General features: G+C 56.2%; 19 protein-coding genes. 1 reads left to right on the top strand and 18 read right to left on the bottom strand.

What is annotated here, in order from left to right:
• Positions 1 to 19 precede the first annotated feature (19 nt).
• The 13 genes from GF423_RS11400 to efp all read right to left on the bottom strand — a co-directional run bounded on the left by GF423_RS11400 (position 20) and on the right by efp (position 16,575).
• On the bottom strand, positions 20 to 2,473 hold the full coding sequence (locus GF423_RS11400; RefSeq protein ID WP_154328476.1) for an Ig-like domain-containing protein: 2,454 nt from the start codon (positions 2,471 to 2,473) through the stop codon (positions 20 to 22).
• A complete protein-coding gene (locus GF423_RS11395) occupies positions 2,470 to 3,375 on the bottom strand; it encodes a TolB-like translocation protein (RefSeq protein WP_154328475.1) in 906 nt (301 codons plus the stop codon). The genes GF423_RS11400 and GF423_RS11395 overlap by 4 nt, the downstream gene beginning before the upstream one ends.
• A 105-nt stretch (positions 3,376 to 3,480) precedes the next feature.
• Positions 3,481 to 4,518 carry an N-acetylmuramoyl-L-alanine amidase gene (locus tag GF423_RS11390; protein WP_154328474.1) on the bottom strand — a complete coding sequence of 346 codons (1,038 nt, stop codon included), beginning with the start codon at positions 4,516 to 4,518 and terminating at the stop codon, positions 3,481 to 3,483.
• 19 nt (positions 4,519 to 4,537) lie between these two features.
• Positions 4,538 to 5,425 (bottom strand): TolB family protein, encoded by an 888-nt coding sequence (locus GF423_RS11385; RefSeq protein ID WP_154328473.1) that lies wholly within the window; start codon positions 5,423 to 5,425, stop codon positions 4,538 to 4,540.
• Positions 5,426 to 5,495: 70 nt separating this feature from the next.
• Positions 5,496 to 6,578 carry an N-acetylmuramoyl-L-alanine amidase gene (locus GF423_RS11380; RefSeq protein WP_154328472.1) on the bottom strand — a complete coding sequence of 361 codons (1,083 nt, stop codon included), beginning with the start codon at positions 6,576 to 6,578 and terminating at the stop codon, positions 5,496 to 5,498.
• 39 nt (positions 6,579 to 6,617) lie between these two features.
• Positions 6,618 to 7,568, bottom strand: a complete 951-nt coding sequence (locus GF423_RS11375) for a hypothetical protein (RefSeq protein WP_154328471.1) — start codon at positions 7,566 to 7,568, stop codon at positions 6,618 to 6,620.
• Positions 7,569 to 7,729: 161 nt separating this feature from the next.
• On the bottom strand, positions 7,730 to 8,143 hold the full coding sequence (locus GF423_RS11370) for a hypothetical protein (RefSeq protein WP_154328470.1): 414 nt from the start codon (positions 8,141 to 8,143) through the stop codon (positions 7,730 to 7,732).
• A 10-nt stretch (positions 8,144 to 8,153) separates the two neighbouring features.
• A complete protein-coding gene (amrS, locus tag GF423_RS11365) occupies positions 8,154 to 9,020 on the bottom strand; it encodes an AmmeMemoRadiSam system radical SAM enzyme (RefSeq protein ID WP_235911741.1) in 867 nt (288 codons plus the stop codon).
• 5 nt (positions 9,021 to 9,025) lie between these two features.
• A complete protein-coding gene (amrB, locus tag GF423_RS11360) occupies positions 9,026 to 10,510 on the bottom strand; it encodes an AmmeMemoRadiSam system protein B (protein WP_154328468.1) in 1,485 nt (494 codons plus the stop codon).
• A gap of 135 nt (positions 10,511 to 10,645) precedes the next feature.
• Positions 10,646 to 11,506: a type I methionyl aminopeptidase gene (map, locus tag GF423_RS11355; RefSeq protein ID WP_154328467.1), complete on the bottom strand. Its 861-nt coding sequence runs from the start codon at positions 11,504 to 11,506 to the stop codon at positions 10,646 to 10,648.
• A 92-nt stretch (positions 11,507 to 11,598) separates the two neighbouring features.
• Positions 11,599 to 13,209, bottom strand: a complete 1,611-nt coding sequence (dnaB, locus tag GF423_RS11350; RefSeq protein WP_154328466.1) for a replicative DNA helicase — start codon at positions 13,207 to 13,209, stop codon at positions 11,599 to 11,601.
• Positions 13,210 to 13,230: 21 nt separating this feature from the next.
• Positions 13,231 to 15,729: a glycoside hydrolase family 3 C-terminal domain-containing protein gene (locus GF423_RS11345; RefSeq protein WP_206113238.1), complete on the bottom strand. Its 2,499-nt coding sequence runs from the start codon at positions 15,727 to 15,729 to the stop codon at positions 13,231 to 13,233.
• 282 nt (positions 15,730 to 16,011) lie between these two features.
• On the bottom strand, positions 16,012 to 16,575 hold the full coding sequence (efp, locus tag GF423_RS11340) for an elongation factor P (protein WP_154328464.1): 564 nt from the start codon (positions 16,573 to 16,575) through the stop codon (positions 16,012 to 16,014).
• 194 nt (positions 16,576 to 16,769) lie between these two features.
• Between efp and rpmH the strand changes: the two genes are divergently transcribed.
• Positions 16,770 to 16,922 (top strand): 50S ribosomal protein L34, encoded by a 153-nt coding sequence (gene rpmH, locus GF423_RS11335; protein WP_154328463.1) that lies wholly within the window; start codon positions 16,770 to 16,772, stop codon positions 16,920 to 16,922.
• A 128-nt stretch (positions 16,923 to 17,050) separates the two neighbouring features.
• Here the strand turns inward: rpmH and GF423_RS11330 are convergent, their stop codons facing one another.
• The 5 genes from GF423_RS11330 to GF423_RS11310 all read right to left on the bottom strand — a co-directional run bounded on the left by GF423_RS11330 (position 17,051) and on the right by GF423_RS11310 (position 24,673).
• Positions 17,051 to 17,836, bottom strand: coding sequence for a hypothetical protein (locus tag GF423_RS11330; RefSeq protein ID WP_154328462.1), 786 nt, complete (start codon positions 17,834 to 17,836; stop codon positions 17,051 to 17,053).
• Positions 17,826 to 19,271: a glycoside hydrolase family 125 protein gene (locus GF423_RS11325; protein WP_154328461.1), complete on the bottom strand. Its 1,446-nt coding sequence runs from the start codon at positions 19,269 to 19,271 to the stop codon at positions 17,826 to 17,828. Before GF423_RS11325 ends, GF423_RS11330 begins: the two co-directional genes overlap by 11 nt.
• Positions 19,271 to 21,433 carry a GH92 family glycosyl hydrolase gene (locus GF423_RS11320; RefSeq protein WP_235911738.1) on the bottom strand — a complete coding sequence of 721 codons (2,163 nt, stop codon included), beginning with the start codon at positions 21,431 to 21,433 and terminating at the stop codon, positions 19,271 to 19,273. The genes GF423_RS11325 and GF423_RS11320 overlap by 1 nt, the downstream gene beginning before the upstream one ends.
• 195 nt (positions 21,434 to 21,628) lie before the next feature.
• The gene (locus GF423_RS11315) at positions 21,629 to 23,101 is read right to left on the bottom strand and encodes an NADH-quinone oxidoreductase subunit N (RefSeq protein ID WP_154328459.1); all 1,473 of its coding nucleotides are present in this window, start codon (positions 23,099 to 23,101) and stop codon (positions 21,629 to 21,631) included.
• Between the two features lie 39 nt (positions 23,102 to 23,140).
• The gene (locus tag GF423_RS11310; protein ID WP_154328458.1) at positions 23,141 to 24,673 is read right to left on the bottom strand and encodes a complex I subunit 4 family protein; all 1,533 of its coding nucleotides are present in this window, start codon (positions 24,671 to 24,673) and stop codon (positions 23,141 to 23,143) included.
• Positions 24,674 to 24,694: the final 21 nt, after the last annotated feature.

Raw genomic sequence — 24,694 nt, 5'->3', positions numbered from 1 at the left:
TAATAAGAAAATAATCTATTTAGTGTTTCACTATCACCTTGTGAGTTGTAGCGCGACCCGCCATGTAAACCCGCAAGAAATAGACGCCTGGAGCCACATTGCTCACATTCACAAAATTGGCAGCGTTGCGTGCCACGAGTTGCCCGGCAGCGTTGACGAGTTCAACCCCGTCGATAAAGCCATCGGCGCTACCCACGATATAGTCGCTCGCCGGCACAGGGCCAACCTTGACAAGAGACTTGCCGGCCGTGATTGAGTTAACTGCAGTCGAGGGCAACTTGAGCAGGTTGTCGATTTTGATCGTGCCCGAGTAGCCCATCTTGCTATCGTTCTTTACCAGCTGCAACCCCGACAAGCGATAGGCAACGCCTGCCTCAAGGCTGTCGGTCCTGGCCGTGGCATAATGCCACCCGTGGTAGTCGATTTTGCTCAAGGCCACCCTCACCCACGGCGATTGAGCGGTCGTGCCAACGGGTTCGAAGAATGCGTAGAGCGTGTTGTAGCTCATGTCGCCGTTGATGTGGACGCCTATCTCGTCGCCATGGGTAAAGGTTGTTGCCGCGGGCTCCTGGTATTCAATCACAATCTGGCGCGCATAGCAAGCCGTGGTGTCGGGATAGAACTGATAGGCAAACTGCAAGCTGTGGGAGCCAAAGAGCTTGTCGCTTGAAGCCGAAACCGTGCCCGAGGGGCTGCCCACACAGTCGGTGAGCATCACATTGTAGTTGGCAGTCGACTCAAAGTCGTCGACGACAGTGCCACTCTTGGCCTCGCCTGCATCGACGGCTGTGAAGTTGCAGGACTCCTGATTCTCCAGGTGCAAGCCGGCAGTGTCGCTCAACGCCTTGTCGACGACCAAGCGGTAGCTCTCGCCAGGTGTGAGCGCTTTGAGCAGCGAGAGGCGGCAGTAGCCATAGTCGTCGCCACGCTTGCCGTACTTCACATTGCGCTTGTTGTAGCTCAGCTCATTGCCATCCTTGTCGTAGACGTGGAAGTAGCTGGCGATGTTGTAGGCATTGAGCATCGAGTCGGTGCGGAACTCAACATACTGGCCAGCCTTGTAATGCACTTGAGCTCCCTCATAGGGGAATACGGCAAGGGGATAGATGTGGTTGCGGTCCTGTGTGCGGAACTGGAAAGTAAAGTCGCTGTCCATGGGTGTGCCGCCGCCGTGCCGAGCACTCTTGTGGAGGGTGACAGTGTAGACCGTGTTGGTGTCGTAGGCATCGGTCGGGGTAAAGACCATGCGGTAGTTGGTGTCCTCCCATGTGAAGGTGCCCTCGACAGCAGGTGAGATGCTGAATGCCTGTTGCGTCGACTCAGTATCCATGTCCCAATTGAACTGCAGCACCACAGGGGTGTTACACTTCACGGCAGCATCGTTCTCGTGCCACACGGGGCTGTAGCTGAGCACGCGAGGGGCTGTGTTGCGCACACGCTTGAGGTCGAAGTTGCAATACACAGGGGCATTGGCAGCAACGGTGACTTCCTTGGTCATTGAGAAATGCGACGAGTCGCTCACTGCGACAGTATACTTGCCCGGCTCCACATACTTGAAAAGGTAGATGCCGTCGTCGAGCGAGTCGGTCGTTGTGCTTTGCACCACATTGCCCGATTCGTCAAGCAGCTGCACGCGGGCGCCATCTACGGGCACGCGGTTGTCGTCGCCCAGCTTCACATAGTTGCCATTGCGTATCACGCGGTCGTCGCGAATGTTGCCTGTGACGATACCCAGGTCAAACTTGTCGAGGCGATTGAAGAACTTGTCGGCACCGAGTGAGAAATTCCACCCCTCCACCCAGCAGTAGTCGGGATTGATGAGCCGCTCGGCCTCGGGGATATAGTCATGAAACGAGCCCTCATCGAGCATGGAGACAGCCTTGTTGCCGCGCAGCACGCCCAATCCCACATGATAGCCCCACTGGGGGTAGAAAGTCCAGTCGCCATACATGTAATAGTTCTCGTTGCTCCACACCGTGCTCTTGTTGGCCAGCAGGTAGGGACCCAGGCAGGCGGTGAGCGAGTCGGAACCGGCAATCTCGGGCTGGCCCGTGTAGCCACGGTAGAGACCTATGGGGTAGTTGATGCGGTAGCCCTCGCCAGCACCGGTGGCGTTGCTGTGGATGGCATAAAACACATCGGCTCCGCTCTGGTTGCACAATTCCACGATAGTCGACAAGTCGAGGTCGCTCTCAGAAGTGTTGGTCACACGCGAAATACTCGTGGTGTAGCCTTTTTTCTCCAAAATCTGCTTCAAGGCGATGCCTTTTTTCAAGCTGGCGTTCGACTCCCAGAAACCACTGGTGTCGCCGGCGGCAAAGTTGGGCGTGGCCACATTGCGGTCGTCGCTGTCGTGGCCGCCATGGCCTGGGTTGATATACACATGAGGCTTCTCGGTGTTGGCCATGACATAGCTTGCACCCAGCACTGCAGCAACGAGCTGCACCGATAAGATTAAAAGACATTTTTTCATCGCGACGCAGAATTTTGTGGATTGATTGCAATAGTCATTTCATAGAGCAGGCCGTCGATGGTGGTATACACAATGCGGCCAGCCGCACTGGCGGGTTGCATCGTCATCGATGTTGAGGCCGTCAAGGCCTGCTTGCAGGTGCCGTCGGCCTTGAGCAGCATGATTTGCGACGAGGTGAACTGATGCCCGTCGTCGTGAGCATTCTGTGCAACAATGTAGTCGTTGTTGTACCAAGCAGGCATCTGGTACTTGCCCAGCATGGCCAGCACCCTGCCCGTGAGGTCGATGACGACGACCCCCTTCTCGGCAGCCACAAAGGCTACTTTCTTGCCGTCGGGCGAGAGCGAGGGCCATATATAGCCAGCCCACGACTCGACTGGGCTGTAGGCCACCGTCTTGCCAGCAGTGGTTATGTAAACCTTAGACCCCTCGGTGTAGACCGAAGTGCCCATGTTGCGCGACGAGGCGTAGCTGCGCTTGCTGCCCCTGATGGCAACACCGCCGCGGCCAGCCACGGCACGCACGGCGCCATGCTGAGCCTCAAGCACGACCTGACTGGTGTGCTGTGCCACATTGTAGCAGTGCCCTGTGCGATACACCAGGTTGCCGTCGCCCAGAGCCTGGGTCACATAGTAGACATTGCCATCGGGACCAAATTTAGCACCCAGGCCGGCGCCATTGCCGTCGCTTATGGTGGTGCTCCTATGGCTGTCGAAATCATAGAGTCGCAATCCCTGGGCCTCGCCCGAGGAATAGACAAGCCTACGCCCGTCCTGGCTCAACTGGGGGTAAAAGCCCGGCTCGTCGATGCCCGGCACACGCTCGTTGCTCGTGACCACGGCAACCTGCCCGTGTGCCACCAAGGCAAGGCCTACGGCCAAAACAAAAAACAATCGTTTCATTATCAATAGTATAATTAATTAGTTAAATCTAAAAGCAGATGTATTACTCAGGCAAAAATAAGAAATCGTGACCAAGAAAGCAATCTTTGTCATGCAACATTTTTATCAAAAGAAGATGTTGCAATAGCTCGGGGCGTTGGCCCTCACGCTCACCTTGCTGGCACGCTGGGCAATGCCATCGACCTTGATCACATACTCGCCTGGATTTAAGTCGCCAAACAGGTAGTAGCCATTGTTGAGGTGATCGGTAGTGTAGGTGCGCAGCTCCTTGCCCTTGGCGTCGAAGAGGCGCACAACCGCGCCGCTCACTGGCTGATAGGCATCATCGCCATAGGTCTTGGTCATGGCCGAGTCGACGCGCAACTGGTTGTAGCGCACAATGCCCGATATCGAGCCCTTGCCATAGTTGCCGAGACGGCCAAAATACTCATCGATGGCCAGGCTGTGAAGCCAACCCTCGAGCCAGTTGTAGTCCTTGTTGAGCAGACGCTCGCGCTCGGGCAGGTAATCGTGGTACACAGCCTCGCTCAACATGCCGGGCAGCTTGTTGTAGCGCAGCACGCCCAGGCCGGTGCGGTAGCCCCACTGGGGATAGAAAGTCCAGTCGCCCGATATCATGGGCTCGCGTGACCAGCACGTTGCCTTGCTGGCATAGAGGCGACGCATCACATAGCTGGCAATGCTGTCGCTGCCTGCCGACACCGGCTTGCCTGTCCAGCCGTGGTAGAGGGCAAGGGGGAAGTTGACGCGGACATCGGTGCCAGTGTCGTTGCTGTGGATGCAGAAGAACATGTCGGCGCCGCTGTCCTCGGCCAGCTGGCATATCTCAAAGAGGTCGAGGTCGTCGTAGGTGCCATTGTTCACTCTCGAGGTATACACATCGTAGCCTTTCTTTCTGAGCAAGTCGACAAGGGCGTTGCCCACGCCCAGATTGGAATCGCTCTCATAGTAGTCGACAGTGTCGTGCGCTGCCTGGTTGTAGAAAGGCTCATAGCGGTCGTCGTCGTCATGGCCGCCGTGGCCAGGATTGACATAGACGCGAGGCTTCTCGCTGTTGGCCTTGCGCCCTGCCGCAGCAGTGCCTGCACACATGGCAGCCGCTGCCAGAATCAAGATATATCGAGCTATTGTATTCGTTTTCATTTTCAGTTCCTCCCTTCTATCATTTGTCGTTTTCAAGTTTCACTTTCAGCCAGCGCACCTGGCCCTCGCGCGTGGTGTAGACCACGGTGTTGCCAATGGTCATGGGCTGGATAGATTGTGCATCCTCGACCAGCACATCGGTGCGCTTCCCGTCGACGGTCATCACATAGATGTGCGAACCCGTGAGGCGAACGTTGCCGCTGTTGCTCATGGCCACAATGTGGTTGCTGCCCAGCCAGCACGGCATGAGGAAAAGCCCCAGCTCATAGAGCACTTTGCCATTCAGGTCACACACATAGAGCCCCTTGCCGGCGGCCACAAAGGCAATTTTGGTGCCATCGGGCGAAATCGACGACCACAGGTAGCCTGTGACACCGTCCACGGGGTGCAGGGTGCGCACCTTGCCGTTGCGTGCCACATAGAGGTTGGGACCCTGCGTCCAGCACAGCAGCCCGGCCTTTTTTAAATTCCAAGATTTCTTTTCGCCCACAATGGCTACGCCCTTGCTGCCCACGATGGCCTTTACGGCTCCATGCTGTGGCTTGAGCACAACCTTGTCGCGGCCAGTGGCGGGATCATAAAGGTGGCCTGTGCGGTAGATGAGATTGTTGTCGCCACGCTGCATCGTCACATAGCACACTTTGCCGTCGGGAGTGAACCGCCCCGAGAAGCCGGGGAAGCCGTTGTCGCTCACGACTTGGGCGCTTGTGCCGTCGAGCGGCTTGAGCATGAGGCGTGCAGCCTCGTAGGATGAATACATGAGCATGGACCTGGGCGACCCCAGGTAGAGCTGCGGGAAAAACGCGTCGCTGTCGGTCAAGGCCATCTGGCTGCTGTCGACAACTGTCACCTGTGCGCTTGCCGCTACTGCGAGCAAGGCGGTAATAACAAAAAGAAGTTTTTTCATTGTTTATGCTGTGGTAAAAAAAATTAGTCTAAATATATACAAGTGGCCGGCGACGTGGCACAGGCCATGCTCACTGAGCCACATCGACGTTCACGCTGGTAGTGTCGCCCTGCTGCTTGATTGTAGCGATGGTAATGTTGCAGTAGGTTGCAGCATTGGCCTTTACGGTGACAGGGTGACTTGGCGCGCCATCCACCTCGACGGTGTAGTTGCCAGGCTTCAAGCCGGTAAACGAGTAGAAACCGTTGTTGTAACTGTCGGTCTGGTAGCTGGCAATAACTGAGCCATCGGGGGTGCACAGTTCGACAGGAATGTTGTTGACAGGCTGGTAGCGATCGTCGCCGAATGTGGTGACACGAGCACCCTTGCGCTGGTAGTCGTAACGCACCACACCCGATATCACGCCCTGGTTGATGCCCTGGCGGTGAAAGAACTCGTCGAGCGAGATGCTGTGAAGCCAAGCATTGTTCCAGGAGTAATCCTTGTTGAGAAAACGCTCGCGCTCGGGCAGGTAATCGTGGAAAGCCGACTCCACAAGCATGCCGGGCACCTTGTTCCAGCGCAGCACGCCCAGTCCCACGCCATAGCCCCAGCTGTAGAAGCTCCAGTCGCCGCGGGCAAGGCCGTCGCCCGTCCACTGCGAGGTCTGGTTGTTGCGCAGGTTTTTCACAACTGTGAGAGCAAGCTCCTTGCTGCCCTCGGCGGCCTCACGGTCGGTGTAGCCGCGGAAGAGGGCAAGCGGAATGTTGGTGCGCCGCGACGTGCCCGTGTCGTTGCTGTGAATGGCAAAAAACACATCGGCACCATAGGCAAGCGCCATCTGGCTTATTTCAAACAGGTAGAGGTCGTCTTGCGAGGTGTTGTTGAAGCGCGACATGTACACCTCGTAGCCCTTGTTGCGCAAGATGTCGTAGAGTGCCTGACCCTCGGCCAGATTGCTGTCGCTTTCATAGTAGGGCACACGTTGCTGCATGCCCTCGTTGAAGAATGGCTCGGGCCGGTCGTTGGAATCGTGACCGCCGTGACCAGGATTGATGAACACTCGCGGGCGCACGGGCGCGGGCTGTGCCGTGACCTTGCTTTGTGCCTTGAGGGGCACTGCACACACCAGTGCAAGGCTTGCGAGTAGAAATATCTTGCTATTGAAATTCATTTTTGTACTTTAGTCTTCCCAGAAAAGAAAAAAAACTCGCTATTGATCGTGATCCTGCGACTCGTCGTCGCTATTGTTGTTGCGGGTGCTCGATTGCGGCGGCGTGGTCGCTTGACTCTCGTCGTAGCCCTCTTCACCCTTGAGGATAATCGAGATGAGACGCACAGCGCCGCCCTTGGTGGTGTAAATGATGTTTTTGCCTGCAACCATGGGCATGGTGCAACTGCCGCTGGCAAGCGTCTGCTGGCCGCTGCAGTCGGCTGGGATGAGCACGATGCGATAGCTCTTGGTCTGCCCCACGATGTAGTCGTTGTTGAACCAGCACGGCATCATGAAAGACGTGGTCGAGTGCGCCATGACCTCGCCTGTGGCGGCGTCGCACACATACAGGCCCTTGCCCACCGCCTCAAAAAGCACTTTCTTGCCGTCGGGCGACACCGAAGCCCACAGGTAGCCTGCACAGTTGCGCACAGGCGTGTAGACGTTGATTGTGCCACCGCGCGAGACATAGAGCTTGGGGCCGAGCGTCCAGGCCACCACGCCAGCCTCACGCAAGTGCCATTGCTTGCTCTCCCCCACCACAGCCAGGTCCTTGGACCCGTTGATGGCGTGCACTGCACCGTGTTGCGCGCTCAATATCACCCGGTCGTGCCCCGTAGCGGGGTCATACTCATGACCTGTGCGAAAAATCAAATGATCGGGGTTCACAGCCATCGTGATGTAATACACCTTGCCGTCGGGGGCAAACCGGCCTTCGAATCCTGGCATGCCCTGGCTGCTCACCGTCGTGCGCTCGCCCGACTGCAAGTCGTAGAGGTAGAGGTAGCGCGCCTCGGTGTCGCTGTATAGCACCTGCGTGCCTTGATAGTTGATTTGCGGAAAATAACCGTCGCTGTTGGTAATTTGGCGCGTAGAGGCTACTCGGCAGTAGGTCTGCGCACTACACAGCATGGTGCAGAGTGATATTATTATTGTGAAAATTTTCTTCATTGGGACCACAAAATTAGTGATAAAAGTCCACAACGGCAAATCGACCAGCCTGCAAGGCGGCACAAGGCACCGCGTCAAGGAGCTACAGATGAGCAAAATACATTTTACCAAGCACCATCGGCAAGGTTTCTCAAATTAACCTTAAATTTTATTTTCACATCTTAATTACTATGGATTGCGATTTTGAAATAGCGTTTTCTGATGATCCACAGGCGTAACAACCATATTGCAAAAAAGCCATTGCTCGCCACCTCGTAGACGGTATCCCATGGCTCGCCAATGTTGACAAAACGCTTGGCGGCCCACAGTATCAAGTCGACGTTGAACAAGATGTTCCACCACTTTTCGTGGTCTGAAACCATGCAGGTCACCGTCTCATCATCGCCAACCTCTACCATGGCCGAGCCCTCGATAAACTTGTAGACGCTCCTCACAGTCACCTTGTAGCTGCCAGCCGGCAGGTGAATGCGCACAACTTGGCCTTTCACCAGGCCGAGCACCTGGTCGTTGACGAGCACATAATGAGGCAGCTCGACGAGGTGTTTCTTTTTGGGCTTGACGTAAAGATAACTCATGACATGCACACTAAATATTGCCTAAGAAAACATGCTCAATCCCAGCGCGCAGGGCAATGTCGCGTGCCTCGAGCAGTGTGGAGCGCGGCGTGGCAATTGAATCGAGCATGCGGTAACACGGGAAAAACCGGGTTAGGTGCAACGGGCAGCCAGCCAAGCCGTTGTCGACAAGCCAGCGGCACATAGCGTTGAACATGGTCATGTCGTCGTTGACCTGCGGAATGAGCAAGTGGGTGATCTCGAGATGGGTGCCGGCAGCTTTCAAGGTGAGCAAGGTGTCGAGCACAGGCTGCAGGTGAGCACCGCACTGCCTCACATAGATCATGTCGTCGAAGGCTTTCAAATCGATATTGGCAGCATCGATGAGCGGGGCGAGCTCATTGAGCGGTTGCGCGTTGACATAGCCTGCCGAGACCAGAATGTTGTACAGCCCGTGCCTATGGGCCAGGCGGGCAATCTCGAGCACATACTCGATATAGGTGAGCGGCTCGGTATAGGTATAGGCAATGCTGGGCAGGCCGCGTTCAAGAGCCATGCCGACCATAGCCTCGGGGCTCACATCGCTGCTGTGCACCTCGCACGGAGCTGCCTGTGAGATGTCGTGGTTCTGACAGTTGAGACAGCGCAGGTTGCACCCCGAGCACGCCATCGACAGGCATCGCGTGCCTGGGTAGAACATGGCCAGTGGCTTCTTTTCGACCGGGTCGACCGCCAAGGCACAGGGGTGCCCATACACATCGCTCACCATCACCCCGCCGGCATTGCGGCGACTCTTGCACAGGCCACGCTGCCCGCTGGCCAGCGTGCAACGGTGCGCACACAGGTCGCATCTCACGCTCCCGTCGCCGAGACGGGTGTAGAACAAGCACTCCTTCATGACAATCAAAACACTATAGCTTGATAGGTATAGAGCTGTGCCGTGCGCCATCCGTCCCAGCCTAGTCCCGCCTTGTCGCGAGCACAATGGCCCAGAAACTCCTCTTTGGTCCAGTTCACCTCATCGGCAACCTGGGGCAGGAATGTGCCGGCACGGCTGCCTTTCTTGATGTAGATGCCATCGCGATGCAGCTTAAACTCTGAGATGTCGTGGATGCGCCTCATGGGAGTCAACACCGAGATTTCTATCTCGATGCTGTCGAGCTCATCGCGGCGCAGCCTGTCAAATCGCGGGTCCTCGAAGGCTGCCGCCCTGGCCATGTGCTCCACGATTTTGTAGAGTGGCACGTCCTGGCCGAAGTGGCCTATGCAGCCACGCAGCCGGCCGCACTTGTTGAGTGTCACAAAAGCTCCGCACTTGCATTGCAGCGCCGGCGACAGGCGGCCTGGCACATAGGCAGGGCGGCCAAAGGCCGACTCAATGCTTGCCCGGGCAATTTTCTTGAGCTCTTGCTTGTCGGCCTCGGTGAGGGAGAAGGCTACAGCCGGCGAAGGCTCTCGATAGAACACAAACGAGTGGTAGCCCACCACCCTATCGCGGCTCCCATAAGGAGAATCGCCCGAGTTGCTGTAGGCGGCATGCTTGATTTTGACCGACTGGTCGCCCTGGCTCATGAGCAGCAAGGTGGCAATGGCAGCCTCGCCGCAGGCACTTGTGACCAGCGAGTCGATGCCCCGGGCGCGATTGCGGTCGAGCGCCTTCACAAAGTCGTCGCAACGGCCAGTCATCACGGCCTGGCCGGTAGCCTTGTCGACAACACGGGCATCGTCGCAGGAAGGATAGTGCGAGAAGTCGCTGCTGATGACAAACAGGTTTTTCTCGTTGAAGTATGGCTTCAATGCTTGGGCGATGCGTTGCAGTTGCTGCACATCGCTGGTGGCAACGAGTATGGGCACGATGGGAGGCATGGTCTTGAGCCGGCTTTGTAAAAGCGGCAATTGCACTTCAAGGCAATGTTCACGGCTGTGGGCACGCTCGTCGCAAGTGAACACAGGGCTCGAGGCCTCGATGGCATCGCACGCAGCAGTGTCGACCTCGACACGACCCAGCGGGGTAGCATACTGGCGATAAAGCGTTGCTACCGAAGCCTTGTTCAAATAAACGCAATGGCTGGGGCCGAGCAGAATGATGCGCTCGTAACGGGCCGTGGGCGCAATCGCAGCATAGGCCGCGGCAGCCACTCGCGCCGAGAACACATAGCCGGCATGCGGCACAATCACAGCCTGCACGCCGTCGACCGGCCGCACTGCAGCGTTGGCTCTGAAAGCGGCTGTAACATCGGCTTTCAACTTCACAGGGTTGGCACTATAGAACTGGCCTGCTACCGCAGCCTGGCGCACCTTGCGCTGGGAGTGCGGCCCACTCGTAATTCCTTGTATAGTTCCACACATCATGGTCAACAATATGGCAAAAACAATGATTTTATGCATCGGCATGGTCAAGGGTTGGTCACCCTCGCAAAAAAGCAAGGGTGAATTTACTCATTTTTGACAGTAAAAACAAGTAAATCCACCATAAAAAAGTGCAAGGCCCTCGCGGTGCGACCAGGCCAGGCGGCACTGCCATCAATAGCTCAGAATCTCGACACCGGTCTCGGTCATGAGAAAAGTGTGCTCCCACTGGGCGCTGGGCTTCTCGTCGCCGCTTATCACCTCCCAGCCATAAGGGTCGTCGCTGTCGATAAACACCTTCCAGGTGCCCATGTTGATCATGGGCTCGATAGTGAACACCATGCCTGGCACCAGCACCATGCCTGTGCCAGGGCGGCCATAATGCAGAATGTCGGGTTCCTCGTGCATGGCCAGGCCCACACCATGGCCGCACAAGTCGCGCACCACACCATAGCCGTATTTCTCGGCATGAACCTGAATGGCATGGCCTATGTCGCCAATCGTGCAATAGGGTTTGGCAGCCTCGGCCCCCAGGTCGAGACACTCCTTGGTCACCCTCACGAGCTGTTCCTTCTCGGGGGTGGTTGCGCCGCCAATGATAAACATGCGCGAGGCGTCGCCGTAGTAGCCGTCGACACTCAGGGTCATGTCGACGTTGACAATGTCGCCCGGCTTGAGCACGTCTTCCTTTTTGGGGATGCCATGGCACACCACCTCGTTGATGCTCGTGCACACACTCTTGGGAAAGCCCTCATAGTTGAGACATGCCGGCACTGCATTGTGCTCGCGGCAGTACTGCATGCATATATCGTCGATTTCTTGCGTGTTCATACCCTCATGTATCTCGCGTGCCACAGCATCGAGGCAGCCAGTGTTGACACGGCCGGCAATGCGTATTCCCTCTATCTGCTCGGGGGTCTTCACCATGTCGCGTGTGGGCACCAACTTGCCTTCTTTCTCAAGTTGCATGATGTGCAAGTCCATCTCGGTGGGCTCCTGGCCGCTTAAGTGCCATCTATATTTCTTTCTCGACATACTTTGATAATATTTAGCTTACAACAATTATAAAAACATAAATTTCTCGATGTATAATTTCTTAACACCGCCCTTGCCGTGCGGCCACGCTGTCAGAACGGAGGCTGTGCATCGCCCGGGCCCGACAGAAAATCGACGTTGGGGGGCGGCGGCAGCTGGCTGTCGTAGGGGGAAGAGGCAAGGCCACTACCCATCGGCGCAGCGGTGCCGCCGTCGAGAGTTGACGTGTCGTCGTTCATCTTCGACTCATAGGTTTCACTGCTGGTGAGGTTGTACTGGTCGTCCCAATTCTCGAAGCGGGCATACTTGGCCACAAATCGCATCTTGACATCGCCCACCGAGCCGCTGCGGTGCTTGGCGATGATAAACTCGGCCAGGCCGCGAATGTCGTTGCCCTCGCTGTCCTCGCTCGACTTGGTGTAGTACTCGGGACGGTGAATGAAGCACACAATATCGGCATCCTGCTCGATAGCCCCCGACTCACGCAGGTCGCTCAGCTGCGGCCGCTTGCCATTCTTGTCGTCGCCGCGCTGCTCGACACTGCGGTTGAGCTGCGAGAGGGCGATGATGGGAATGTCGAGCTCCTTGGCCAGCTGCTTGAGCGAACGCGATATTGTGCTCACCTCTTGCTCGCGGCTGCCAAACTTCATGCCTGTAGCATTCATGAGCTGCAAGTAGTCGATGATGATGATTTTCACACCATGCTCCTTCACCAGGCGGCGGGCCTTGGTGCGCAGCTCGAAGATGGACAACGAGGGGGTGTCGTCGATATAGAGCGGCGCCGAGTAGAGCGCCTTGACGCGGGTGAGCAGGTTGTTCCACTCGGCCTCGTTGAGCTGTCCGCTCTTGATTTTCTCGCTCTCCAGGTTACACACGTTGCTGATGAGGCGGTTCACCAGCTGCAAGTTGGACATCTCAAGCGAGAAGATGCCTACAGGAGTATTGTAGTCGACCGCCATGTTTTTGGCCATCGAGAGCACAAGGGCGGTCTTTCCCATGGCCGGGCGGGCGGCGATGATGATGAGGTCGCTGTTTTGCCATCCCGAGGTCATCTTGTCGAGGTCGTGGTAGCCTGTGGCCAGGCCGCTCAAGCCGCTATCGCGGTTGGCAGCCTCCTCTATTTTCTTGAGGGCCTGCTTCACCACTGGGTCGATTTGTATCACATCGCGCTTGAGCGTGTTGCGCGATATCTCGAAGAGCTTGCTTTCGGCCTCCTGCATCAAGTCGTAGACGTCGATCGACTCGTCGAAGGCCAACGTGCCAATTTGCGAGCTGAAGCTGATGAGTTCACGCGACAGGTATTTCTGGGCAACGATGCGTGCATGGTACTCGATGTTGGCAGCGCTCGAGACGCGGCTGGTGAGCTCTGAGATGCGCACCGCGCCCCCCACCTCGTCGAGGGTACCGTTGTTGCGCAACTGCTCGGTGACCGTGAGCAAGTCGATGGGGCGCTCATTCACAGCAAGCTGCTGAATGGCTTGGAAAATCTTCTGATTGTTGGGGTCGTAGAAACTCTCGGGAGTGAGGATATCGCTGATTTGCGAGTAGGCATCCTTCTCGAGCATGAGCGCGCCGAGCACGGCCTCTTCTATCTCGGTGTCTTGGGGTTGTTTTTTGCCATACTCGCTCACGATTTCACTCTCGTGCACGGGTTTGCGGTGATATTGTCGCTTACTTGACTCTTTTGCTACTTGAAATTCCATAAGAAAACAGTTGATTTAAAATCATTCGTTTACTGTCACATACTTCACGGGGCGCTTGAATTCAACCTCGGCCGAGAGCGGCAACTGCCGCGACGAGGAGCCCACCTTGACGGTATACTTGCCATAGTTGAGCGTGAAGGCCTTGCGGTACACCTTGTAGGTAGTGAAGGCATCCTCACCCAGGGTGATAGTGACGGTTTTCTTTTGCCCGGCATTCAGATACACCTTTTCAAAGCCTCGCAGCGTCTGGACGGGATCGTCGTCGGTCACCTGCTGGGGAGCCACATACACCTGTACCACCTCGTAGCCAACCATCTTGCCCACATTTTTAACATCGATCGAGATCTTGTAATCCTTGCGGCTCTTCTTCACTTTCATGTTGGAGAAAGCAAACGTGGTATAGCTCAACCCATAGCCGAAGGGGTATTGCGGCTCAATGTTGTGCTTGTCGAAGCCACGATAGCCCACCATGAGGCACTCGCGGTAGTTGACAAAGTCCTGCCCGTCTTTCTTGTAAAAGTAGTCGTGACCGGCATAGTCTTCCCACTTCTTGGCCCAAGTGGAGGTGAGGCGTCCGCTGGGATTGACCTTGCCCGAGAGTATCTGGGCGAGAGCCGTGCCACCCTGCTGGCCGGGATAGCCTGCCCATATCACGCCCTTCACCTTGTCGGCCCAGTCGCTCACGTCGACTGCACCGCCTGTGTAGAGCACCACTATGGTATTGGGGTTGGCAGCGGCGGCCTCCTTGATGAGCTGAACCTGGTCGTCGGGCAGCGTCCATGGCCGGTCTTTGCCCTCGGTCTCGAGCTGTTGTCCAAACCCGGCCGTCACGATCACGGCATTGCATTGCCCAGCCTGTTGGGCCACCGGGTTGCTTGTGAGGCTGCCCTTGAGGTAGCCAAGTTGCAGCGAGGCATTGCCAGTGCCTGCATAGTACTCCACCTTGATGCTGTAGTCGCGGCCGCCCTGAAGGTCGAGCCGGGCGGTCTCGGTGTGGCTCTCGTGGTCGCTCCAGTTGTCGATCAGTATCTCGCCGTCGAGCCACAAGCGGCTGCCACTGGAGCTGGTGAGCGCAAGGGTGTAGGTGCCTGAAGCAGGTACCCTCAGGTAGCCAGTGTAGCGAGTCGAGAAGTAGTCGGTGCCCAGTATTTCCTCGTTGGGCGAACTCTTGCCCCAGTTGAAGTCAAGAGACGGCACAGTCTCCTTGACGATGGCGGCGCCACCCAGGTTCTGGTTGTTGTAGTATTCTACATTGAGGCCAGGGCGATAGCCGCCCCGGTCGAGATAGAGGTCTTTGCAAGGCACAATGCCTGGATCGGTCTTGAGCACCTCGACCTTGGTGCCCCGCAAGGTATTTTTCAGCCCGGCGAGCAGGCTCACCGAGCGAATGGGCGTGACCCGCGAGCTGCCGCCGCCACACACATTGGCATCGGCAAATGGGCCGAGCACCAGCACCCTGTTGGGCCTCTTGAGGGGCAACACGCGGTCTTGGTTCTTGAGCAGCACGATGCCCTCTTGCGCCTCGCGCAGGGCAGCCATGTCGCTTTGTGCATTGTCGAGCTTCAAGCTCTTGTCGGCAGCAGGGCGTTTGTCCCACCCGAAACGGTATATCACGCGCAGGATATTGCGCACCTTGTCGTTGATGACGCCCTCGGTGATGGTGCCCGCCTTGAGCGCGGCAGCCAAGCTGTCGGGGTTGAAATGAGGAGCCCTGTCGACGCCGCCCATATCGAGATCAAGGCCGGCATTGGCAGCATTGACCGTGCTGTGGGTAGCCCCCCAATCGCTCATGATGATGCCGTCGAAGCCCCACATCTTGCGCGCCACGCGCTGGTTGAGCCAGGAATTCTCGGTTGAGTGGAAACCGTTGACCAGGTTGTGGCTGTCCATGATAGCCGCCACATGGCCCTGCTCGACAGCTGCCCTGAATGCCGGGAAGTATATCTCGTGGCAAGTGCGCTCGTCGCAGCGGGAATCGGTGCTATAGCGGTCCTGCTCCATGTTGTTGAGGGCAAAATGCTTGGCACAGGCGGCCACCCCGTTTTCCTGCAAGCCGTTGATGAAGCTCACGCCCATTTGGGCGGTCAAGTAGGGGTCTTCGCTCATGTACTCAAAATTACGGCCGCCCACCGGGGCACGCATGATGTTGAGACCAGGCCCCAGCACCATGTGCACACCGCGCGCCTTGCAGTCGGCAGCAAGCTGTGCTGCCACGTCGTGCATCAAGTCGCGGTTCCAGGTAGATGCGCCCAGCGCCGTGGCAGGGTACTGTGTCGAGGGGCCGTAGTTGCGCACACCCAGAGTGGCATCGGTCATCTTTATTGCAGGGATACCGAGCCTGGCCACAGGGTGAATGTTGAATCCCTTGTACTCGCCCACCATCTCCAGCTTTTCTTGCAGGGTCATCTTGCTCAGGGTGTTTTCCACCCTCTTCTCGACGCTGGCATCGCGCTGCACCTGTGCACTTGCAGTGGCAAGCGTTGTGAGTGCTGCAACGATAAGAAATATTTTGATTGTCATGGATCTCATTGCGATGTCACGATTGAGTTGATAAAAGCACATCGCAGCAACATGCCGCGATTTCAAATGCACCACAAATTTAGTGAAAATTTTCCATATCCCCACGGCCAAACACGGCGGGATGATATCTTGTTGATAAATTTAGCCTTTCTGTCACCAGCCTGGCTGTAATGCCGGCACGCAACACAGGCAAGTGGCACAGAGCATGGGAAAAAAAACAGCACCACCTGTCGACAGGTGATGCCGTAATGTGATGATATTGCTGGGAAACGAGACCGAAAATCAGCGCACGCGGCCCACATAGCTGCCGTCGCGGGTGTCGACCTCGATCTTCTCGCCCACATTGATAAACAGGGGCACGCGTATCTCGGCACCGGTCTCGAGCGTTGCGGGCTTGAGCGTGTTGGTAGCCGTGTCGCCCTTGATACCAGGCTCGGTATAGGTGATTTCGAGCACAGTCTTGATGGGCATGTCGGCATAGAGCACCTGCTCGTTGCTGGCATCGGTCACAACCTCGACCACATCGCCTTCCTTCATATAGTCACCGCCGTTGACGAGTGCCTTGGAGATAGGGATCTGGTCGTAGGTCTCCTGGTTCATGAAAATAGCATCGTTGCCATCCATGTAGAGATACTGATAGGGGCGGCGCTCAACGCGGACGTCCTCAAGTTTCTCGCCGATGTTGAAGCGGCGCTCCAGGACACGACCGTCGACAACGTTTTTCAGCTTGGTGCGCATGAAAGTGTTACCCTTGCCAGGCTTCACGTGCAGGAAATCGATGCAGAAATAAAGCTGGTTGTCCATACGGATGCATGTTCCGATTTTAATGTCTTGAGCGTTAATCATAAAATTTAATTGTCTATTTTATATATTGTAATTAATTGAGTTCCCAATCATAAGCGAGTGCAAAATTACTTTAAATGGAGAAAATTTGCAAAAATGTGTGCCTAAAAATGCCCTGTGGCTTGTTTAATTTCAAAAAAGTCAGTAATTTTGCACTCGCTATTGCAGAAAACAGAAAATAATTAAAAGAAATAAAGATGAAACGTACATTCCAACCATCAAACAGAAAGAAAGCTAACAAGCACGGTTTCCGCCACCGCATGGCTACTGCCGATGGCCGCAAGGTATTGGCTCGCCGTCGCGCCAAGGGTCGTTACAGCTTGAGCGTGAGCGACAGCGTGTACAAGTAAGCCCAAGGGCACTTGTTCTTTCAAAAAACAACACAGCCGTTGTAATCTTCAATGATTATGACGGCATTTGTTGTTTTTACCCGTCTGCTTCACAGGGCAGGCAGGCGTGCCGTTGTGCAGGCAGCTGCTCAGTGCTTCTTGCCCAGCAGGTCGCGCAGCCGTCGCTTGAAGGCTTGCTTGCGGACGATGTGGCGGTCGGCCGCATCAAGCAGACACCGCAACTGGGCTGCATCGGCACCACGCAAGCGGGCATAGAGCGGCAGCCATCTGTCGATGAGTTCGGCCGTGGGGCTCATCTGGCTCATGGCGCGCATCTCGTCGCGCAACGAGGGCGTGCCACGGCGCATGCGGTTGATGTCGACCAAGGCAAAGTGAAACTCCCGCCCCACCTGCTCTACAAGGATGTTGCCGCCATTGTAGTCCTTGTCGATGATGTGCTTGCGGTAAAGAGCGAGGGTGAACTGGAAAAATTGTGTCATCAGCCCATAGCGGGCATCGTCGGGGAGGTTGCGATATACCTGTACTATCGTGGGACGGGGCATGTACTGGCTCAAGTACCACCCCGTGTCGTAAAGCAAGTGCCTGCGGCAGCCGAAGCAAGCCACAGGGCGTGGCGTGTCGATACCGTTGTCGAGAAGCATGAAGGCATTGTCGTAGGCACGCCGCGCCTTGTCCTTGCGAATGACGCCATACACAAGCTGGTTGACAAGGCTGGGGCGCTTGAACCGCTTGAGCACATACTGCCGCCCGTCGGGAGCTGCAATGAGCTCTACCACATTGCGGTGGTTGCAATAGGTGTGCTCCACGCGATAGTCGCCAGCGGGCAAGGTGTGAACAAAGCTCGTGAGGGCCGAAAACTCTGGATTGATGATGTAGTACAATTTTACTGATTTATCTTTTTCTTTACTTGGCATCGAGCAGAAGCTGCACCTTGCCGTCGTCGATAAGTTTCAGAATGAGCTCGCCAAAGAGCGTGTTTTGCCATGCAAACCACGGGCGGGTGTAGCGTGAGGCGTCGTCCTTGTAGAACGACTCGTGCATAAATCCCGTACCGGCATCGGTGTTGAGCAGCATGGCAATGCAATCACGTATCTCGCTGTCGGAAGTTGAGGTGAAGGCACGCATCATGATGCTCATGGGCCAAATCATGTCGCGGCCCACATGCGGGCCGCCGATGCCCTCGCCCGCCTTTCCCTTGAAGAAGCAAGGATTATCGGGGCTGAGCACGAAGCGGCGTGTGTTCTGATACACCGGGTCGCTGGCCGGCACGTCGCCCAGATAGGCCATGGCCAGCAGGCTGGGCACATTGGCATCGTCCATGAGCATGCGACTGCCATAGCCGTCGACCTCATAGGCATAGATCTTGCCATACTTGGGATGGTCGACCACGGCATAGCGCTGCAGGGCCGTGGCCACCTCGTCGGCCAGGGCTGTGCACTGGCTGGAGAGGGCAGCATTGTGGTTGACCTCGGCGAGAATGGTTGCCGCCTTGCGCAACGACGACACTGCCATGAAATTGGACGGAACCAAGAAGGGCAAAATGGTGGCGTCGTCAGACGGGCGGAACTCTGAGCAAATGAGGCCAACAGGGTTGACTGGCGCGCCATAGCCACCCCAGCTTTGGGAGTCGAAGGGCGTGTCGCACTCGCGGGTGAAGTGATAGGGACCCAGGCCATCCTTGCGCTGCTGCTGCTTGAAGACGGTGAGCACCTTGTCGATGGCCTTGAGCCACGTCGATCCGAAAATGGAACTGTCGCCAGTTTCTTTCCAGTAGGCATAGGCCAACCTTATGGGATAGCAGTCGCTGTCGATTTCATACTTGCGCTCATGCAGCTCGGGCTTCATGTCGGTGTTGTCGCCGGCCCACGGGCTGCCTGAGGGGCCGAAATTGAAGGCATTGGCATAGGGGTCGATGTTCAGGCACTTGAACTGGCGCAAAATCACGCCGCGAATGAGGCGCCTAAGCTTGGGATCCTGATTGACAAAGCGCAGATAGGGCCACACCTGGGCACCCGAGTCGCGCAGCCACATGGCATGGATATCGCCCGTGTAGACAAAGGTGTCGTCGTCGCCGTCGACAATGCCATAGTGCACTGTGGTGTCGAGTGTGTTGGGAAAACAGTTGCCAAACATCCAGGCCAGTTTGGGATTTGACTTGAGCAAATGCTGCACCTCGGCAATTTTCTTCTCTATGGCTGGCGAGCTGAAGAGACGCTTTCCAGGCGCGGGACGCTTCGACACATAGACAGCTGCATTGTCGGGGACAACAGTGGTGTAGCGCTTGTCGAGAGCCCCGGCTGGCAGCCAGAGCACTGCTGCCAGCACAACGGTGATGAGTGCTTTTTTCATTATGGACGTGAGTTTTTGCTGGTGCCAAACTTCGATGGCTTCGGTCCCATGACAAACTCCAAAGTGCCTCCCCGGGCAATATCGCCGAAGGTGATATAGGACTTGTCGTACTTTTTCCCGTTGAGTTTCACACTTTGGATGTAGATGTTGCGCGTGCTGTTGTTGAGCGCCGTAATTGTGAACTGGCGGCCGTCTTTTACCGTGAGTGTGGCCGAATCGAGCACGGGAGAGCCAAACACATACTTGCCGCCGGCAGGTTCCACCTGGTACAGGCCCATGGCCGAGAGGATGTACCAAGCCGACATCTGGCCCACATCTTCGTTGCCACACAGGCCGTCGTTGATATCATCCTTGTACATCTCGCGCATGACCTTGCGCAGCAGGGGCGCAGCCTTGTAGGGCTGCCCCACATAGTTGTACAGGTAGATGATGTGGTGCGAGGGCTCGTTGCCGTGGGCATACTGGCCGATGAGTCCCGTCACATCGGGTATCTCGCTCTTGACATCGCCCTTAACCACAAAGAGCGAGTCGAGCTTGGCCGTGAAGGCCTTCTCGCTGGGAAACAGGCTCACAAGGCCGTGCACATCGTGGGGAACCAGCCAAATGTATTGCCAGGCATTGCCCTCGGTGTAGTCCTTGTCGCCCTCGGGGATGGCAAAGGCATCAAACGGGGTGCGGAATTTTCCATCGGTGCCAATGGCACGCATGAAGCCCGTAGAGCGGTCAAAATACTTGGCATAGCTGCGACTGCGCTTGAAGAAGTAGTTGTAGTCGTCGGTCTTGCCCAGCTTGCGAGCCACTCTGGCCACTGCATCGTCGTCGATACAGTATTCCAGCGCCTTGGCCACAGTCTCGCTCTCGTCGGCCTTGTCGTAGGGGATGTAGCCATATTGCTTGAGCAGGGGCAACAAGCGGTCTTTGTAGAGCATCGACTGCTTCATGGCCTCATAGGCAGCCTCTTTGTCATCGACGAAGCCTTTGAGCACAAGGTCGCCCAGCACGGGCACAGCCGAGCTGCCCACCATGCAGTTGGTCTCACATCCCAGCAGGTGCCAAATGGGGAGCTTGCCCTGCTCGCGAAAGATGTTGACAAAGGTGTGGGCAATGTCATTCAGCTTGTCGGTGTGAATGAGGGTCATGAGCGGGTGCTGTGCGCGATAGGTGTCCCAAAGCGAGAACGTGCCGTAGTTGGCCGTTGCAGCGTGATGCACGCAGGCATCGGCACCGCGATAGTCGCCGTTGACATCGCTGAATATCGATGGAGCTACCATGCTGTGATACATGGCAGTGTAGAAGATGCGCATCACCGTGGGGACGGAAGAGGTGGCCTTGACCCGTCCCAACTCCATGTTCCACTTGGCATCGGCCTGTGCAGCCACCTCGTCGAGATCCCATCCAGGCATCTCGGCACGGGCGTTGTCGCGGGCGTTGTCGCAGCTCACGCCCGAGAGGCCCACTTTCACAACCAAGGGTTGCGAGGGGTCGTCGAGCTTGACGATGGCGATGCCCTTTTGGGGCTGGCTCACAACAGTGACGGGTTGTGACAGCTCCATGTCGAAGAACATATAGCGATTGTCGCCGAAGCCGCTCATGTAGCGGAAGCCCTGCAGGTGCCGGGTCTTGGTTTCACCCTTGCCCAGAATGGGCAGGAAATCGCAATCGTGTACTGTCTCGTAGCCGCCTATGCCGTTGCGCGTGTCGATGAGCAGATAGGCCTCGCTGGTGCCTGGCGCAAAGGTGTAGCGGTGTATACCCGTGCGCTCACTGGCCGACAGCTCAACTTTTACATTGGGATTGCGCAGCTGCACACTGTAGTAGCCCGGCTTCACCGTCTCGTCGGCATGGCTGAATCGCACCGAGCGCAGGGCAGTGTCGGGAGCGAGCATGGGCATGAGCGTGACATCGCACAGGTCGGTGCAGCCAGTGCCGCTCAGGTGGGTGTGGCTGAAGCCTATGAGGTGGTCGTCGCTATAGTGGTAGCCCGAGCACCAGTCCCAGCCCTTGCTGAACTCGGTGGGCCCAAGCTGAACCAGGCCGAAGGGCACGTTGGCACCCACAAACACATGGCCGTGGCCGCCCGCCCCTATCATGGGATTGACATACTGTGTGAAATTGTCACTTGCAGCGCCGGCCTCGACAGCCATTGCCAGCACGAGGAGCATTGCGCTCAGTGACCTGGATATTGAACGAGTGAAATTGTGCATTTATAAATAGTGAATTGAAGGTTTAATGTGTAAAGATAGCAATTTTGCACAGATTTTGAAAAAAAAGTGGCTGAAATCAAATCGAATAAAAATCAAATGGGTGGAGACTGCAGTGCGTCGCCACCCATTTGGGAATAGTTATGAGTTGTTGAGTCAAATCAAACTGAATATCGTGCCCGAAGCCTCAGTTATCGAAGTGAGACTTGTGTAGATGCAGCTTGCAAGACCCACCAGCACGATGCCAAGGCCGCAAATGATGAGCATCAACTTCTCGTTCCACGCCGACTTGACTCGTGGTATCACACACTCATCCTGACGGATAAACATGGCCTTGACCACAAGCAGGTAGTAGTAGAGCGAGATGATGGTGTTGATCAATGCAATGAGCACCAAGATGTAGAGCGAGTAGTCGGTTGCATTGTGCAAGGTGCCTGCAAACACGAAGAACTTGCTGAAGAAACCCGCAAACGGCGGGATGCCGCCCAGCGAGAACATGGCCAGCATCATCGTGAACGAGAGCCAGGGATTGGTGTTGAACAGGCCGTTGTAGTCGTCGATCGTGAGTTTGCCCGTGTTGCGCTCGATCACACTGGCAACGCCGAAGGCGGCCAGGTTGCTCAGGATGTAGACCAGCACATAATACATCATCGAGGCCATGCCCAGGGTGTTGGCAGCAATCACGCCAAGCACGATGTAGCCTGCCTGCGATATCGACGAGAATGCGAGGAAGCGCTTGATGTTGCGCTGGCGCACAGCAAACAAGTTGCCTATGGTGATCGTGAGCACAATCACTGCATAGAGCATCCACTTCCACACGTCGGCATAGACGGCGCCGAAAGCCTGAACCAGGATGATGAGGAAGGCAAATGCCGCAGCACCCTTCGACACCACGCTCAGGTAGCTGGTCACAGCCGTGGGAGCGCCCTCATACACATCGGCAGTCCACAGGTGGAACGGCACCAGCGAGAGCTTGAAACCCACACCTGCGATGACAAATGCCAGCGCTGTGATGAGCAGAGCCGAGTGGGCAGCCTTGCCCAGGATGAAGCTCTGTGCCACTTGGCTGTACATGAGCGAACCCGTCATTCCGTAGACAAAAGAGATGCCCAGCAACAGGATTGCCGACGAGAAAATGGCGGTGAAAATATACTTGGCCGCAGCCTCGTGGCTCTCGTAGTGATTCTTCTCAAAGGCTGCCATCGCAGCAATGGGCAACGAGGCGGTCTCGAGACCGATGTAGAAGAGCAAGAAGTTGCGCGCCGACACCATCATATACATGCCAAAGAGCGTGAGCAGCGTGAGCTCGTAGAACTCGCCGCGGCGCACTGCGATAAAGTCGCTGTTGCTCCATTTCATGGCTTGCAGTATCACCAGGAAGGCACCTATGTTGAGGATAGCCTTCATAGCCCATGTGGCTTGCGACTGCTCAAACATGCCGGCAAAGGCAGTGCCTGTCGACGCCGGGATGAAACTGAATATAGTGAAGATGCCAAACACGACAGCTGTGAAGGCTGGCAACGACCTCTGGCTGCTCTGGGGCATAAAAGTGTCGTAGAGAAACACTAACAAGAAGACGACCAGCAGGCCAATCTCTTGCGGCATCATTAAAAATTGAGAATAATCCATTTTTATATGTTATGTTCGATTTTTACAGGTTCAACACTTTTATTGCATCACTACAGGAAAATAATCCTTGAGTGCATTCACCACAGGCAGGAAGCTGTTGCTGATGATGTTGACAAAGAAGTTGGGGAAGCATCCTATTGCGGCCACAGCCACCATCAATGTCACTGTCGACAGGCGTTCAAACCAGGTGGCGTCGGTGAGCTTGCGGTGAGCCTCGTTCTGCACAGGGCCGAAGAGCAGCTTGCCCACGACACGCAGGATATAGACAGCCGTGATGACAATCGAGGTCGTGGCAATGACAGTGAAGACGCGACGGAAGATGTCGCTGTTCAACCACGAACCGAAGAATATCGTCATCTCGGCCACAAAGCCACTCAAGCCTGGCAGGCCGAGCGAGGCAAGACCGGCAATGATGTAGCCCACGCCCAGGTAAGGCATGATGTGCATCATGCCGCCCATGTCGCGAATGTCGCGCGTGTGGGTGCGGCCGTAAATCATACCGATGAGGGCAAAGAAGAGCGCTGTCATGAGGCCGTGAGAGAGCATCTGCAGCACGGCACCCGTCATGGCCGTCTGGTTGAACATGAGGATGGCGAAGAGCACCATGCCGCAGTGGCTCACCGACGAATAGGCATTGATATACTTGAGGTCGGTCTGCACACATGCGCTAAATGCGCCATAGACGATGCTGATGCCCGTGAGCGTGAGAAATATCCAGCCCAGCTGCGCTGCGGCATAGGGCATCAAGAAGATGGCGATGCGGAAGCAGCCGTAGCCTCCCAGTTTCATGAGCACGCCGGCATGGAGCATCGACACCGCTGTGGGGGCCGAAGCATGGCCGTCGGGCGACCATGTGTGGAAGGGGAACATGGCGCCAAGCACGCCGAAGCCCACAAAGGCCATCGGGAAGAGGAAGAGCTGCCAGTTGTGAGGAATGGCATTGTTGTGAGCTACCTCAAGCAGATTCATCGTGAGGGCGCCAGGATTGGTGCTCGAGTGGAAGTAGATGCCCAGAATACTCAACATGAGAAATGCCGACCCGCCCATGAGCATGAGCGTGAGCTTCATAGCCGAGTAGTTCTTGTTGCCCGAGCCCCACACGCCGATGAGCAGATACATGGGGATGAGGGCCACCTCATAGAACATGAACATAGTGAACAGGTCGATCGAGATGAAGAAGCCGAACACACCTGTCGAGAGCAGGAAGAACCACATGAAGAACTGACGTGGCAGCGGGTCCATCTTCCACGAGGCAAACACACCGGCAAACACGATGAAAGCCGAGAGCAGAATCATGGCCACCGACACGCCGTCGACGCCAAGGGCCAGTTTGATATTAAGTGGAGCATACCAAGTCCACGACTGCGTGAGCAGCATCTCGGCATTGTTGCCGGCGCCGCGTTGCTGCAGGAAATAGTAGACCAGGTACAGGGCAAGCGCCATCAACACTGAGGCACCCGTCACTGCAACGGTCCTAATGGCCTTGATGCCCTTGTTTTGACACAGAGCCAGTCCGCCGAGTGTGAGCACGGGGACGATAACAAAATAAATCAGTATATTATCAAAAATCATAATCTTTGTAATTGAGCAGTA

The sequence above is a fragment of the Sodaliphilus pleomorphus genome, assembly GCF_009676955.1.
GTDB classification, from domain to species: Bacteria; Bacteroidota; Bacteroidia; order Bacteroidales; family Muribaculaceae; genus Sodaliphilus; species Sodaliphilus pleomorphus.
Note: the sequence above shows the minus strand (reverse complement) of the source record. Positions and strands in the feature narration are given on the sequence as shown.